General features: G+C 61.6%; 10 protein-coding genes. 6 read left to right on the forward strand and 4 right to left on the reverse strand.

Annotated features, from left to right (window positions below; genetic code table 11):
• Positions 1-68 precede the first annotated feature (68 nt).
• A complete protein-coding gene (locus HDE79_RS14240; RefSeq protein ID WP_184602646.1) occupies positions 69-599 on the forward strand; it encodes a hypothetical protein in 531 nt (176 codons plus the stop codon).
• A 399-nt stretch (positions 600-998) separates the two neighbouring features.
• Here HDE79_RS14240 and tsaD read toward each other — a convergent pair whose 3' ends face one another.
• Entirely contained in the window at positions 999-2,030 is a 1,032-nt protein-coding gene (tsaD, locus tag HDE79_RS14245; RefSeq protein ID WP_184603039.1) for a tRNA (adenosine(37)-N6)-threonylcarbamoyltransferase complex transferase subunit TsaD, read from the reverse strand.
• Between the two features lie 201 nt (positions 2,031-2,231).
• On the opposite strand from tsaD, the gene rpsU reads away from it, so the two are divergent.
• The 5 genes from rpsU (at position 2,232) to HDE79_RS14270 (ending at position 6,299) form a co-directional block, all read left to right on the forward strand.
• Positions 2,232-2,447 (forward strand): 30S ribosomal protein S21, encoded by a 216-nt coding sequence (rpsU, locus tag HDE79_RS14250; protein WP_077483322.1) that lies wholly within the window; start codon positions 2,232-2,234, stop codon positions 2,445-2,447.
• 216 nt (positions 2,448-2,663) lie between these two features.
• Positions 2,664-3,107, forward strand: a complete 444-nt coding sequence (locus HDE79_RS14255) for a GatB/YqeY domain-containing protein (protein WP_184602647.1) — start codon at positions 2,664-2,666, stop codon at positions 3,105-3,107.
• Between the two features lie 177 nt (positions 3,108-3,284).
• The gene (locus HDE79_RS14260; RefSeq protein WP_184602648.1) at positions 3,285-3,461 is read left to right on the forward strand and encodes a DUF1328 domain-containing protein; all 177 of its coding nucleotides are present in this window, start codon (positions 3,285-3,287) and stop codon (positions 3,459-3,461) included.
• Between the two features lie 112 nt (positions 3,462-3,573).
• Positions 3,574-5,304: a DNA primase gene (dnaG, locus tag HDE79_RS14265; RefSeq protein ID WP_184602649.1), complete on the forward strand. Its 1,731-nt coding sequence runs from the start codon at positions 3,574-3,576 to the stop codon at positions 5,302-5,304.
• A 371-nt stretch (positions 5,305-5,675) separates the two neighbouring features.
• On the forward strand, positions 5,676-6,299 hold the full coding sequence (locus tag HDE79_RS14270; protein WP_184603040.1) for a DedA family protein: 624 nt from the start codon (positions 5,676-5,678) through the stop codon (positions 6,297-6,299).
• Positions 6,300-6,365: 66 nt separating this feature from the next.
• On the opposite strand, the gene HDE79_RS14275 is transcribed toward HDE79_RS14270, so the two are convergent.
• The 3 genes from HDE79_RS14275 to HDE79_RS14285 are packed head-to-tail and all read right to left on the reverse strand — an operon-like array spanning position 6,366 to position 12,191.
• The gene (locus tag HDE79_RS14275) at positions 6,366-7,907 is read right to left on the reverse strand and encodes an efflux transporter outer membrane subunit (RefSeq protein WP_255488423.1); all 1,542 of its coding nucleotides are present in this window, start codon (positions 7,905-7,907) and stop codon (positions 6,366-6,368) included.
• 59 nt (positions 7,908-7,966) lie between these two features.
• Positions 7,967-11,065 carry a CusA/CzcA family heavy metal efflux RND transporter gene (locus HDE79_RS14280; protein ID WP_184602650.1) on the reverse strand — a complete coding sequence of 1,033 codons (3,099 nt, stop codon included), beginning with the start codon at positions 11,063-11,065 and terminating at the stop codon, positions 7,967-7,969.
• Positions 11,058-12,191 (reverse strand): efflux RND transporter periplasmic adaptor subunit, encoded by a 1,134-nt coding sequence (locus HDE79_RS14285; protein WP_255488424.1) that lies wholly within the window; start codon positions 12,189-12,191, stop codon positions 11,058-11,060. The genes HDE79_RS14280 and HDE79_RS14285 overlap by 8 nt, the downstream gene beginning before the upstream one ends.
• Positions 12,192-12,248 lie beyond the last annotated feature (57 nt).

The raw sequence follows: 12,248 nt of genomic DNA on the forward strand, positions 1-12,248 counted from the left end.
GATCTGGTGCTACTACCGAATCGTAGGCATACCTAGCATTCGGCATCTTGAAATCAGGAGTTCGATCGATGGATATCTCGCCGTGGACCAGCCTTGAAGAGGCCAAGCTTGCAGTTTCCATACTGACACCTTTGTTAGTGCTCATTCTTGGTATCGTCATCAACAACTCGGTGAAGACAGCAGACCGCTCAATTGGACTTCGCAGCGAGATCTACAAGCAAATCGGTGGTGACTTGAATGACATATATGGATATTTGGGTTTCGTTGGCGGCTGGAAAAATCTTAGTCCAACCGAGGTTATCGACCGCAAGCGTGCTGTCGATAAGGCCATGTATACGTACAAACCTTTTTTCTCCAAAGAACTCTTCGAATCCTACGAACGATTCATGAGTGAAGCTTTTAAGCCCTATGGAGGCGCTGGCCAGGATGCACGGATTCGGAGTGACATCTCTACAGGCGATGGTGATCGTCGAAAGCACACCAGCAAAGCGTGGGATACATCTTGGGAAGATCGATTCACAAAGGAGCGAAACAACGATGCCCAACAGCAAGCCTACGACCAGTTCCTTGAGCAACTGGCCCGCGACTTAAAACTTTAAGCCAAAATGCCGATCCTTCGCTCCAGCGGATAGGCTCAGGCAATTGCTTAACCCAAGCATCGAGACGATTTATTTAGATTGCGGAGTAGCGCTCTGCTTTGCCAACTCCCCTATGCGGCGGTGAGGTGAGGTCGACAGGCCCGCAGGGGAATCGACATGGATGTCGATTCCTTTTCGTCAGGACAGGAGTCCTGTCGAAAAGCCCGGCATCGGCTCACGGACTTGGCGGGCGCAGCCCGGCAAGCGCCAAGTGGGGTGGCCTTCTCTTTGGTTACTCTTCTCTTGGCCACGCAAGAGAAAGTAACTCGCGCTCCGAAGGAGGGCGAAAGCTCTATGCTTTGATTCGATCAAACTGACTATCAGCGTCGCAGCTGAAGTCACCCCAAAAAGTGGGCTTGGTCAGGCCGCCGGCAGGCTTTGCAGATCCCAGCGCGGATACACCTGCACCGCATCATCCTGATGCTGCCCACTGGCCAGGCGGATCGCACCGGCCAGGGCGATCATCGCGCCGTTGTCGGTGCAGAAATCCAGCCGCGGAAAGTAGACCTTGAAGCCATCTTTCGTACCGGCCGTGGCCAGTTCGCTGCGCAATCGTCGATTGGCGCCGACACCGCCGGCGATAACCAGCCGCTGCGCACCGCTGGCCTGCAGGGCACGACGGCACTTGATGATCAACGTGTCGACGATGGCCTCCTCGAACGCGCGGGCGATATCGGCGCGCGTCTGATCGCTCTTGTCGGACTGCTGCCAGGCCAGCAGCACCTGGGTTTTGAGCCCGGAAAAGCTGAAATCCAGCCCGGGCCGGTCGGTCATCGGGCGGGAAAAGCGGAAGGCACCCGCACGCCCATCCTCGGCCAGCTTCGCCAGCATCGGGCCGCCGGGGTACGGCAAGCCCATCATCTTGGCGGTCTTGTCGAAGGCTTCGCCGGCGGCATCGTCCAGCGTGTCGCCCAGAATCGTGTACTGACCGATGGCTTTCACCTCGACCAGCATCGAGTGGCCACCGGATACCAGCAGGGCCACGAACGGCGGCTCAGGCGGATCGTCCTCCAGCAGCGGTGCCAGCAGGTGACCTTCCATGTGATGGACGCCGATCGCCGGAACCCCCAGCGCCCAGGCCAGCGCGCGGCCTGCCGAGGCGCCGACCAGCAGCGCGCCGACCAAGCCCGGGCCTGCGGTATAAGCCACACCGCCCAGGTCCTGGACGGTCAATCCGGCCTCGGCCAGCGCCTGGCGGATCAACGGTACCAACTTGCGCACATGGTCGCGACTGGCCAGTTCGGGCACCACCCCGCCGTAGTCGGCGTGCAGCTTGATCTGGCTGTAGAGTGTGTGGGCCAGCAACCCGCGACCGGGCGCATCCGGCTCCCAGCGCAGCAGCGCCACGCCGGTCTCGTCACAGGAGGTCTCGATACCGAGTACGGGTTTCATAAGGTCAGGGTTAATCAGGTCGAGCTTAATCAGATCAGGCTTGTTCAAGTCGGGTTTCATCGGAATGAGCCCGTCAAATCGGGCTTGATCAGATCGGGCTTCATCGGGGCTTTGAAAATTCAGTGGTATGCACGGTATACTTCGCGGCTCGCCCTATTCAACAGGCCCGTATCCGCGGGCAGATTACCACTCGGAGTTTCCATGCCCAACGTAAAAGTTCGCGAGAACGAGCCGTTCGAGATCGCACTGCGTCGTTTCAAGCGTACCTGCGAAAAGGCCGGCGTGCTCGCTGAAACGCGCAAGCGCGAGTTCTATGAGAAGCCGACCCAGGAGCGCAAGCGCAAGCGCGCTGCTGCCGTCAAGCGCCACCTGCGCCGCTTGTCGCGTGACGTGTCGCGCAAGACCCGCCTGTACTGAGTTTCCCGATCTGCCGTTCATCGGCAGGTCCGCCGGCGCTTCGCGCCAGGCACACAGGAAGCACGGTTGGCGCCAGCTCTAACAAGAGCCGCTCGCAGCCACCGCAAGCACATTGGATCGATCTAGCCGGTGTTGTCCTCCAGGGCAACGCCGGCTTTGTCGTTTCCGTAGAATGACTAACCCGACGCCATTTCCTCTCTATTGGAGATACCCCGCATGACGCTCAAACAGCAGCTCACCGAAGACATGAAAAACGCCATGCGCGCCGGCGAGAAGCATCGGCTGGGCGTGATCCGCCTGATGCTGGCCGCGATCAAGCAGCGCGAAGTGGACGAGCGGATCGAACTGGATGACACCCAGGTACTCGTCGCACTGGAAAAGATGCTCAAGCAGCGGCGTGACTCGGTCAGCCAGTTCGAGGCGGCCAGTCGCGAGGATCTGGCGGTGATCGAACGCGACGAGATGGCAGTGATCGAAACCTACCTGCCGACCAAGTTGAACGATGCCGAGATCGATGCGCTAGTAACAGCAGCGATAGCCGAGACCGGCGCCAGCTCGGCCCGTGACATGGGCAAGGTGGTCGCGGCGGTCAAGGAAAAAGCCGCTGGCCGCGCCGACATGGCTGTGGTGTCGGCCAAGATCAAGGCGCGTCTGGGCTGAGCTTCGTCGCGCGCCGGACGCGGATTGCGGGACTAACGCAGCGCAATATTCTGCGAACGTGACATTTTCATGGTCGGCCCGCCAATTCATGCATTCTCTTCACGGTCATGCCCTAAGAATGCCGCACCAATTGCGTCCGGCCATTCCGGCCATTACCTACATCAAAGAGGGCATCCCATGCATCCCTTACACTGGGCCATCATTTTCGCCATCATCTCGCTCGTCGCCGGCTGGCTAGGCTTCGGCGGCATTTCCGGCGCAGCGGCGACCATCGCCAAGGTGCTGTTTGCCATCTTCATCATCATTTTCCTGATCATCGTGCTGGGTCTGGTGGGTATCGTCCACCTGTTCTGACCGGCTTGATCAGCGACACCTCGAACGGCGCCTTCGGGCGCCGTTTGTTTTGGGCCGCGCGCCGCTTCGCCCGGCCAAATTCCATACCTGCAACCGCTAGACTAGTGATCTGATGCGCGGCCTTATCCCCGACAGCTTTATCGATGAACTGCTTGCCCGCGTCGACATCGTCGACGTGATCGAGCGGCGTGTGCCGTTGAAGAAGGCCGGGCGCGAGTGGACGGCCTGCTGTCCCTTCCACAACGAGCGCACGCCGTCGTTTTACGTGAGTCCGGCCAAGCAGTTTTTCCATTGCTTCGGCTGCGGCGCGCACGGTAGTGCGGTGAAGTTCCTGATGGACTACGAACGGCTGGAGTTTCCCGACGCAGTCGAGGAACTCGCGCAGACGCTGGGCATGACGGTACCTCGCGAAGGTGGCCGCGAGGCGGCGCCGCGCGAGGACAAGACCGACCTCTATGCCCTGCTCGACAGCTCGGCCAGCTGGTATCAGAGCGAGCTGCCGAAAAACACGGACGCGCAGGCGTATTGCAAAAAGCGCGGACTGGATGCGGAAACCATCCAGCGCTTTCGCATCGGCTGGGCGCCGGCCGGCTACGACGGCGTGATCAAGTCGCTGGGCAATAGCGAGCGACGCCTGCAGTTGCTCAACGAGGCCGGCATGGTGGCCAGCAGCGAACAGGGCCGCAAATACGACCGCTTCCGCGAGCGTTTGATGTTTCCTATCCTGGACCGGCGCGGGCGCGTGATCGCGTTCGGCGGGAGAGTTTTACAGGCCGAGCAGACGCCGAAGTACCTCAACTCCCCTGAGACGCCGCTATTCCACAAGGGCCGCGAGCTGTTCGCCCTGTGGCAGGTGAAGCAGGCCAATACCAGCCTGCAGCGCATCGTCGTGGTCGAGGGCTATATGGACGTGATCGCATTGCATCAGGCGGGGCTGCCGATTGCAGTCGCTACGCTGGGCACCGCGACCACCCCGGAACATACCGAAGTGCTGTTCCGCGCCGCGCCAGACGTGGTGTTCTGTTTCGACGGCGATCGTGCCGGCCGCGCGGCCGCATGGAAAGCGCTGGAATCGGCGCTACCTCGCTTGCGCGATGGGCGCCAGGCGTATTTCCTGTTTCTCCCCGACGGCGAGGATCCGGATTCGCTGGTGCGCAAAGAGGGCAAGGAAGGCTTCGAGAAGCGCATCAAGGAAGCGATGCCGCTGTCGGATTATTTCTTCAACGAACTCTCGCACGATGTCGAAATGGGCAGCCTCGACGGACGCGCACGTCTTGCTGAACGCGCGCGTCCCTTGATTTCCAAATTACCCGACGGCGCGTTTCGGGACCTGATGGGCCAGGAACTGGAGCGGCGCAGCGGCGCGCGTGCACTGGTACAGCACGAACCGTCCTCTCATCGCGCAGTGCAGCGACCGGTCGCGGTACAACGCTCACTGGTGCGCAGCGCCATCGCGTTACTGCTCGCGCAGCCAGGCGTCGCTGACCACCTCGAGAAGCCCTATCGTTTTTCGCAACTCGACAAACCCGGTATCGGCCTGCTGATCGAACTGCTCGACATTGCGCGCTCGCGCCCCGGTATCAACTCGGCGATGCTGGTGGAACATTTTGCCGAGCGCGAGGAATATCCAGCGCTGCAGAAGCTGATGGCGGCCATTTCAGTGGGCGAGCCGGAAAGGCAAAGTCGCGAATTCCTCGACGCGATAGCCCGTCTGGAGCACCAGACAAGCCTCATGCGGAAACGTGATCTGGAAAGTCGCATAAACCAGTTGACCGCAGCCGAGAAAGACGAGCTGCGTGCACTCTTGCCGATTCGCGAACTGTTTACCTCGGACTTGAGCTAGCCAGTTATGTCACAAAGGCATACCGCCAGCATTCCTGATGACAGGTAATCCCGCATGCGTGGCGCCTCCCGTGCACCGTAAGGCACATTGTCTGGTCATCGACCCGCTGTCTTAGGCGCCCCGGCAGCGTCTTTCGCACAGCCCGGGGCCTGCTTGGCGCGTGACCGTAACTGAAATCGGCAATTGCCAGGTCCTCGTGTGACGCCTTTGCGGCGTTGCGCCAAATCAGCTGCAAATCGTGCCGATCGAGGCAATTGAGGCGGCGCCACATGGCTTCGCCGTAGGGCAGACTGTCGCCCCACGGGCAATGGTCATGCAACGTGTGGGATGATGCCGCTTTGCCGCCAACCACCGGCCGCGCGCCGGCACGCATGGATCTGCTCGAACGACTGGTCACGATTTTTGCCGAGAACGGCTACGTTGCAGTATTTATCGCGCTGATGATCTGCGGCGCGGGTCTGCCGCTGCCCGAAGACGTGACCCTGGTCGCCGGTGGCGTCATCGCCGGACTTGGCTACGTCAACGTGCACGGCATGTTTGCGCTGGCGATGTTCGGCGTGCTGCTGGGTGATTCGGCGATCTTTCTGCTCGGTCACCGCTACGGCGCGAACATCCTGAAATGGCGCTTTGTGTCACGTATCCTGACGCCTGCCCGCTACAAGATGGTGCAGGAAAAATTCGTCCGCTACGGCAACCGCATGCTGTTCATCGCGCGCTTTCTGCCCGGTATGCGTACCACCGTCTACATCACGGCCGGCATCAGCCATCGCGTGTCGTTTGTACGCTTTCTGCTGATGGACGGACTCGCCGCGCTGATCAGCGTGCCGTTCTGGGTCTATCTGGGCTACTTCGGCGCCGACAACCACGAGTGGCTGATGACATGGATGGGCCGTGGACAAAGCAGCCTGTGGGTACTTGTCGGCATCATCGTGATACTGCTGCTGGTGCTGTGGTGGCGGCATCGGCGGCGCGCCGCTGACAACGAATCTGCCTGACGCAAGGCAAACCAAGTGCCAGCGACGCTAGCGTGGAAGTGCAGCAGCGCCTGATTTCGCCTGACGCTATTGCGCGCGAGCGTCCGCCAACGGCGCAACGCCAGAAATCCTTTGCGCACCCGGTACGTCCTGCCGATTCCACCAACCACCGCCCAAGGCCTGAAACAGCGCAACGGTGTCCGCATAGCGGCTGACCTGCGCACTGGCCAGCGCGATCTGCGCCTGCTGTGCCGTCTGTTGGGTCGTGAGCAGCACCGCCTCACCGATATCGCCCAGAGCCAGTTGATGCTGGGTGATGACCAGACTTTTCGATGCCGCGCTGGCGGCAGTCTGTGCGGCAGCAAGCGCATCGTTATCCGAACGGATCGCATAAAGCGTATCGGCCACGTTCTGGAACGCGGCGATCACCGTGCCGCGATACTGCGCCTCGGCCTGATCGTTGGCTGCTTTCGCGGCGCGCTCCTGATGCATCAGGCTGCCACCTTCGAAGATCGGCTGCGCGACATTGGCGCCAAGATTCCAGAAATTCGTCGCATCCTTGAAGATGTCGTTGAAACGCGTCGGCGAACTACCGGCTCCCGCCAACAGGGTGAGCTTGGGGAAACGATTGGCGATGGCCACGCCAACCTGCGCATTGGCCGCATGCCATTGCGCCTCGGCCGCACGCACATCGGGCCGCTGTTGCACCAACTGCGAGGGAATCGAAAGGGGTAGATCGTGCGGTAGCTGCAGATCGGCCAGACTGAAATGGGCAGTCAGATCGTCGCTGGAGTAGTTGCCCAGCAGAGCCGCCAGCGCATCGCGCTGCTGCGCCAGCTGCTTTTCCAATGGCGGCAACGTCGCCTGTGCCTGCGCCAGCAGCGCGACTTGCGCGGCGACATCGGACTCGGCCAACTGACCCAAGGCAAACTCACGACGTACCGTGTCCAGAATCTTTGACTGGCCATCGATGATGTCGTGTGTTGCCGCAATCTGCGCACGCAAGCCAGCCTCCTGGATCGCGGCGAGCACCACGTTGGAGGTCAACGTGAGATAGGTCGCCTCCAGCTGAAAACGCTGCGCATCGGCCTGTGCCTGCAGCGACTCCACCGCACGCCGGTTACCGCCAAAAATATCCGGCATGTAAGACACGCTGACCTGCGCCGTCGTCAGCGTGTAGTAGTTCGCATTGGACTGCAGCGGGCTGGCCAATGTCGATGCGTTGCGCTGGCGTGTGGTGCTGATACCGGCATCGACCGACGGGTAATACGAGCCCTTTTGCGCCGCCACGTTCTCCTGCGCCTGGCGCAGCGCAGCGCGCGCGCCCTGCATGCCCGGATTGGATGCCAGCGCCTGCGTGATCAGCTGATTCAATGCCGACGAATGGAACAGCGTCCACCACTGCGCAGGCACCTGCATATCCGCAACGAAGTGCTGGGCATCGTTGCCACCAGCGGCACCCGTCGGTACCGGCAACTGCTGCGCGGAGTAGTGATCGACCGGCGGCGCGGACGGCTGTTTGAAGTTCGGACCAACCATGCAGCCGGCCACGAACAGAGGCATCAGCAAGATGACAGAACGAACTGCCATTACGCGATGGTGTGGTAGTCCGTAATTAAGAACTTTCATCGTCTGGTCTCCTTGCGGACGGCGCGATGCACACATCGACGCCAGTGAAATACGCATGCTCATTTCTCCCCCGCCACAGGTGACTTGCGGGCGGCGCGGCGCTCGATGGCGTACTCCATCGCGAAGTAGAACGCCGGCAGGATAAACAGCGTCAGCAGGGTCGCGATCGGCAAGCCACCGACCACGACGGATGCCAGCCCGCGCTGCACGTCAGTGCCGATGCCGGTAGCCATCGCGGCAGGCAGCATGCCGACGCTGGCCACGGTGGCCGTCATCAGCACCGGGCGGAACCGCTCAGTGGCACCCGCCACTACCGCCTCCTCGATCGACAAACCGCCAGCGCGCACGCGATTGATGTTGGAGATCATGATGATGCCGTTCTGTACCGCCACACCGAACAGCGCGATAAAGCCGACCGCCGTCGCAATGTTCAGCGTCTCGCCGCGCAGGTGCAACGAAATCAGTCCACCCAACGTAGCCAACGGCACCACGGCCAGCACCAGAAACGACTGCCGAAGTTTGCCGAACTCGGCGTACAGAAACACTGCCATGATCGCCATCACCAGGCCCAGCACCACAATCAGACGCGCCTGCGCGCGCTGCTGATTCTCGAACGTGCCAGCCCACTCGGTGCGATAAACCTGCTTGTCGAAATGCACCTTCCGATCGATCTGCTGCTGCGCGTCGGCCAGATACTCCGACAGCGCGCGATCGCGGTTGTCGACACGGATGGTCAGTGCGCGTTCGTTCTTCTCGTGCGAGATGGTGCTCTCACCGGTCTTCAGACTGATGTGCGCCACCTCTTTCAGCGGAATCTGCGCGCCGCTGGCAGCGGACAATGGCAGGTTGCCGATCGCTTCCAGATTGTTGGCCACCGCCTGCGGCACGCGCGCGGTGACGTTGTAGGTGCGGTCACCGACATATACCTGGGTGATCGGTGCGCCGCCGATGGCCGTCTGAATCAGCGCGCTGATATCGGCCACATTGATGCCGTAACGTGCGGCCGCCATGCGATCGGCTTCGATCGCCAACTGCGGAATCGGTGGCTCCTGGAAGATCGACGCATCGGCGGTACCGCGCACGCCCTTGAGCACATCCACGATGCTGTTACCGATGCGCCGCATCTCGACCAGATCGTCACCGTAGATGCGCATCACCAGCGGGCTGTGCGCACCGCCGATCATGTCGTTTTCGCCATCGACGATCGGCTGGCTGATGCCGATGCTCATGCCAGGCAGCTGCTGCAGGCGCGCGTTGAACTTGCGCAGGAACTGCGCCTTGGTCTCACCGTTGGCCCAGCTGCTGTAAGGCGTCAGGCCGACGGCAGATTCCACATGAGAGGGCGTCCAAGGATCGGTACCGGTATCGTTGCGACCAAGCTGGGTGACGATGTACGACACCTCGGGAAACTCGCGCACCGCGCGGCGCAGCTCGCTGGTCATCTCGCTGGCCTTGTCCAGCGACAGACCGGTGGGCATCTGTACCTGCAGCCACAGCGAACCTTCGTCCAGGTCCGGTAGAAACTCGCGGCCCAGCGAACCGCCAAGCAACACCACGGCCAGTAGCGCCGCGCCAGTGATCACGTAGACCAGCGGCAGATGATTCAACAACCGATCGAGCAAGCGACTGTAGCCGTGCTGCAACCGTTCCAGCGGCTTGTTGTGGAACAGCTTGCGCGGCTTGCGCAGCGCAATGAAAGCCAGCCCGGGCGTCAGCGTAATGGTGCACAACAGCGCAGCGAGCAGCGCAAAACCGACGGTGAAAGCCATCGGCGCAAACAGCTTGCCTTCCGCATGCTCGAATGCGAGCAGCGGCGCATACGCGGTGATGATGATCAATGTGGCAAAGAAGATCGAACGGCCGACGTGCGAGGTCACCGTCATCACATCGTCTTCGGTCAGTGCTTCGTCCGGTTTCTCCTCGCGCCGGCGCAGAATCGCCTCGGTCACCACAATCGTGCCATCGACGATCACGCCGAAGTCGATCGCACCCAGCGAAAACAGATTCGCCGGCATCTTGAGAAAGTGCATCAGGATGAACACGGTCACTAGCGACATCGGAATCGCCACCGCCGCCACCAGCGCCGCGCGCACGTTGCCGAGGAACAGGATCAGCACGATGCAGACCAGGCCGACGCCTTCCATCACCGTGTGCAGTACCTTTTCCTTGGTCGCCTTGACCAGGTCGTCGCGATCGATATACGGCACGATGCGCACATCCTGCGCAGCCAGTCGCTGATTGAGTTCAGCTACCTTGGCGTGGATGCCTTCGAGCACGCGCGACGGATTCTCGTACTTCAGCAGATCGACGATACCCTCGATCGTGTCGGGGTTGTTGTCCTTGCCCAGAATGCCTTCGCGCACTTGATGGCCGTACTGCAGCTTGCCCAGATCACGCACGAACACCGGCACGCCATTGGACTGCGTGACCACGATATCGCCGAGATCTTTCAGCGTATGTACCATGCCGATGCCGCGCACGATGTACGACTGCTCACCGCGCGTGATGCGCCCGCCGCCCGCGTTGGCGGTATTGGCCGAGATGGCGCTGCTGACCTGGTTGACACTGACCTTGTAGCGCAACAGCTGCGCCGGATCGAGCTCCAGCTGGAACTCCTTGGTAAATCCGCCGAACACGTCGACGTTGGCCACCCCGGGTACCTGCTGCAGGGCCGGCACGATCACCCAGTTCTGCAGCTCGGACAGCTGCATCAGGTTCTTGCTGTCCGACTCCAGTGTATAGCGATAGATCTCGCCGGCCGGGCCGGAAACCGGGTCGAGACTGGGCGTAATCCCCGTCGGCAGCGTCACCTGCGACAGCCGCTCGGTAACGCGCTGACGTTCCCAGTAATCCTCGGCGCCGTCCTTGAAAACCATGGTAATCAGCGACAGCCCGAACGTGCTGCTGGAACGGATATTGACCAGACCTGGCGTACCGGACAGTCCACGCTCCAGCGGCGTGGTGATCTGTTGCTCGATCTCCTCGGCAGCCAAGCCCGGCACTTGCGTGGTGACCTGCACCGTGACGTCGCTGAGTTCGGGATAGGCCTCGATCGCCAGCTGCGTCCAGGAGTAGTACCCGAACAGCGCAACCAGCACCGTCACCACCAGGAACAGCACGCGGCGGTGGAAACAAAACCGCAGGATGGCGTCAATCATTGAGCAACACTCCACCCTTCACCACCACGCGGTCGCCCTGACGCAGGCCAGCCAGCACGCGCGTGCCGGTGCCTTCGTCATCGCCCAGCTGCACGGTGCGGCGCTGGAACGTCCAAGGCGATACCTCGACCAGCACGGTGGTGCTGTCGTTGTTCATCAGCAGGGCCGACTCGGGTACAAACACCTGCGCCGGTTGCGCCGCAGCGAACGTAGCGGTGGCGAACATATTCGGCTTCAGGCGACCATCGGCATTGCTGACGGTGATGCGCACCATGCCACGGCGAGTATCGGGCTGCAGCACGCTGCTGACGGAACTGACGCGACCGTGCAGCACGCTGCCCGGATAGGCGGACAGCGTTACGTCGACCGGCTCATCGCGCGCAACCAGTGCGAGATCGTCTTCGGCCACATTGGCGGTGACCCAGACCAAATCGAGATTGACGATGGTCATCATCGGCGCGGTAACGTCGTTGACGTAGGTGCCTGGTGCGATCGACAGCGCGGTAATGCTGCCATCCATCGGCGCGAGCACGCTGATGCCGGGACCGGCAGCATGCTTGCCGCTATCGGCCGTACCGCCAACTGCCGCCAGTCGCGTCTGCGCACGCTGGTATTCGTCCAACGCCTGGTTGTAGCCGCTTTGCGCAGCCTGCAGATCCTTGACCGCCGCGCCGCCTGCCTGCTGCACTCCGCTCGCGCGGTCGAGGCTTTTCTTCGCCAGGTCAAGCGCATCGCGGGCCTTGGCGACATCGGCAACCGCCTGCGCAAAATCACCCGACCCGATCACCGCAAGCAGTTGTCCGCGGTGCACCGTGTCGCCAAGACCGACCTTCAGCGAGACCACTTTGCCCGATAGGGGCGGCAAGATATTGGCCGTGCGCGCCGGATCGGCCTCGACCATCGCCGGTGCGGCGAGCGTGTGCGGCAACGCACGCAGCTCGACCGTCTGTACCTGCAGCCGCGAACGCAGCGGCGAGTGGTCCGGTATCCGCAACAGGCCGTGGTCATCGATTACTGCTGGCTGTGGTGGCGCCTCTTTTGGCGCGTGCGAGCAGGCCGCCAGCGAGAAGATCAGGGTCGCAATAGCGAAACGGCAGGTCATGTTTTTTGTGGTTTGAAAGCGCATGGGCTTCCCCTTCATGCAACAGGCTCATGCGTGCACCGACTGGGCAGAGTCGACGCA

The sequence above is a fragment of the Rhodanobacter sp. MP1X3 genome (genome assembly GCF_014207165.1).
Classification (GTDB): Bacteria; Pseudomonadota; Gammaproteobacteria; order Xanthomonadales; family Rhodanobacteraceae; genus Rhodanobacter.

Excerpts from the sequence above, each read along its gene's own strand:
- HDE79_RS14240 (WP_184602646.1), top strand. The coding sequence starts at position 69 with ATGGATATCTCGCCGTGGACCAGCCTTGAAGAGGCCAAGCTTGCAGTT.
- tsaD (WP_184603039.1), bottom strand. The coding sequence starts at position 2,030 with ATGAAACCCGTACTCGGTATCGAGACCTCCTGTGACGAGACCGGCGTG.
- HDE79_RS14260 (WP_184602648.1), top strand. The coding sequence starts at position 3,285 with ATGCATCCCTTACACTGGGCCATCATTTTCGCCATCATCTCGCTCGTC.
- HDE79_RS14285 (WP_255488424.1), bottom strand. The coding sequence starts at position 12,191 with ATGCGCTTTCAAACCACAAAAAACATGACCTGCCGTTTCGCTATTGCG.
- HDE79_RS14275 (WP_255488423.1), bottom strand. The coding sequence starts at position 7,907 with ATGAAAGTTCTTAATTACGGACTACCACACCATCGCGTAATGGCAGTT.
- HDE79_RS14255 (WP_184602647.1), top strand. The coding sequence starts at position 2,664 with ATGACGCTCAAACAGCAGCTCACCGAAGACATGAAAAACGCCATGCGC.
- HDE79_RS14270 (WP_184603040.1), top strand. The coding sequence starts at position 5,676 with ATGGATCTGCTCGAACGACTGGTCACGATTTTTGCCGAGAACGGCTAC.
- dnaG (WP_184602649.1), top strand. The coding sequence starts at position 3,574 with ATGCGCGGCCTTATCCCCGACAGCTTTATCGATGAACTGCTTGCCCGC.
- rpsU (WP_077483322.1), top strand. The coding sequence starts at position 2,232 with ATGCCCAACGTAAAAGTTCGCGAGAACGAGCCGTTCGAGATCGCACTG.
- HDE79_RS14280 (WP_184602650.1), bottom strand. The coding sequence starts at position 11,065 with ATGATTGACGCCATCCTGCGGTTTTGTTTCCACCGCCGCGTGCTGTTC.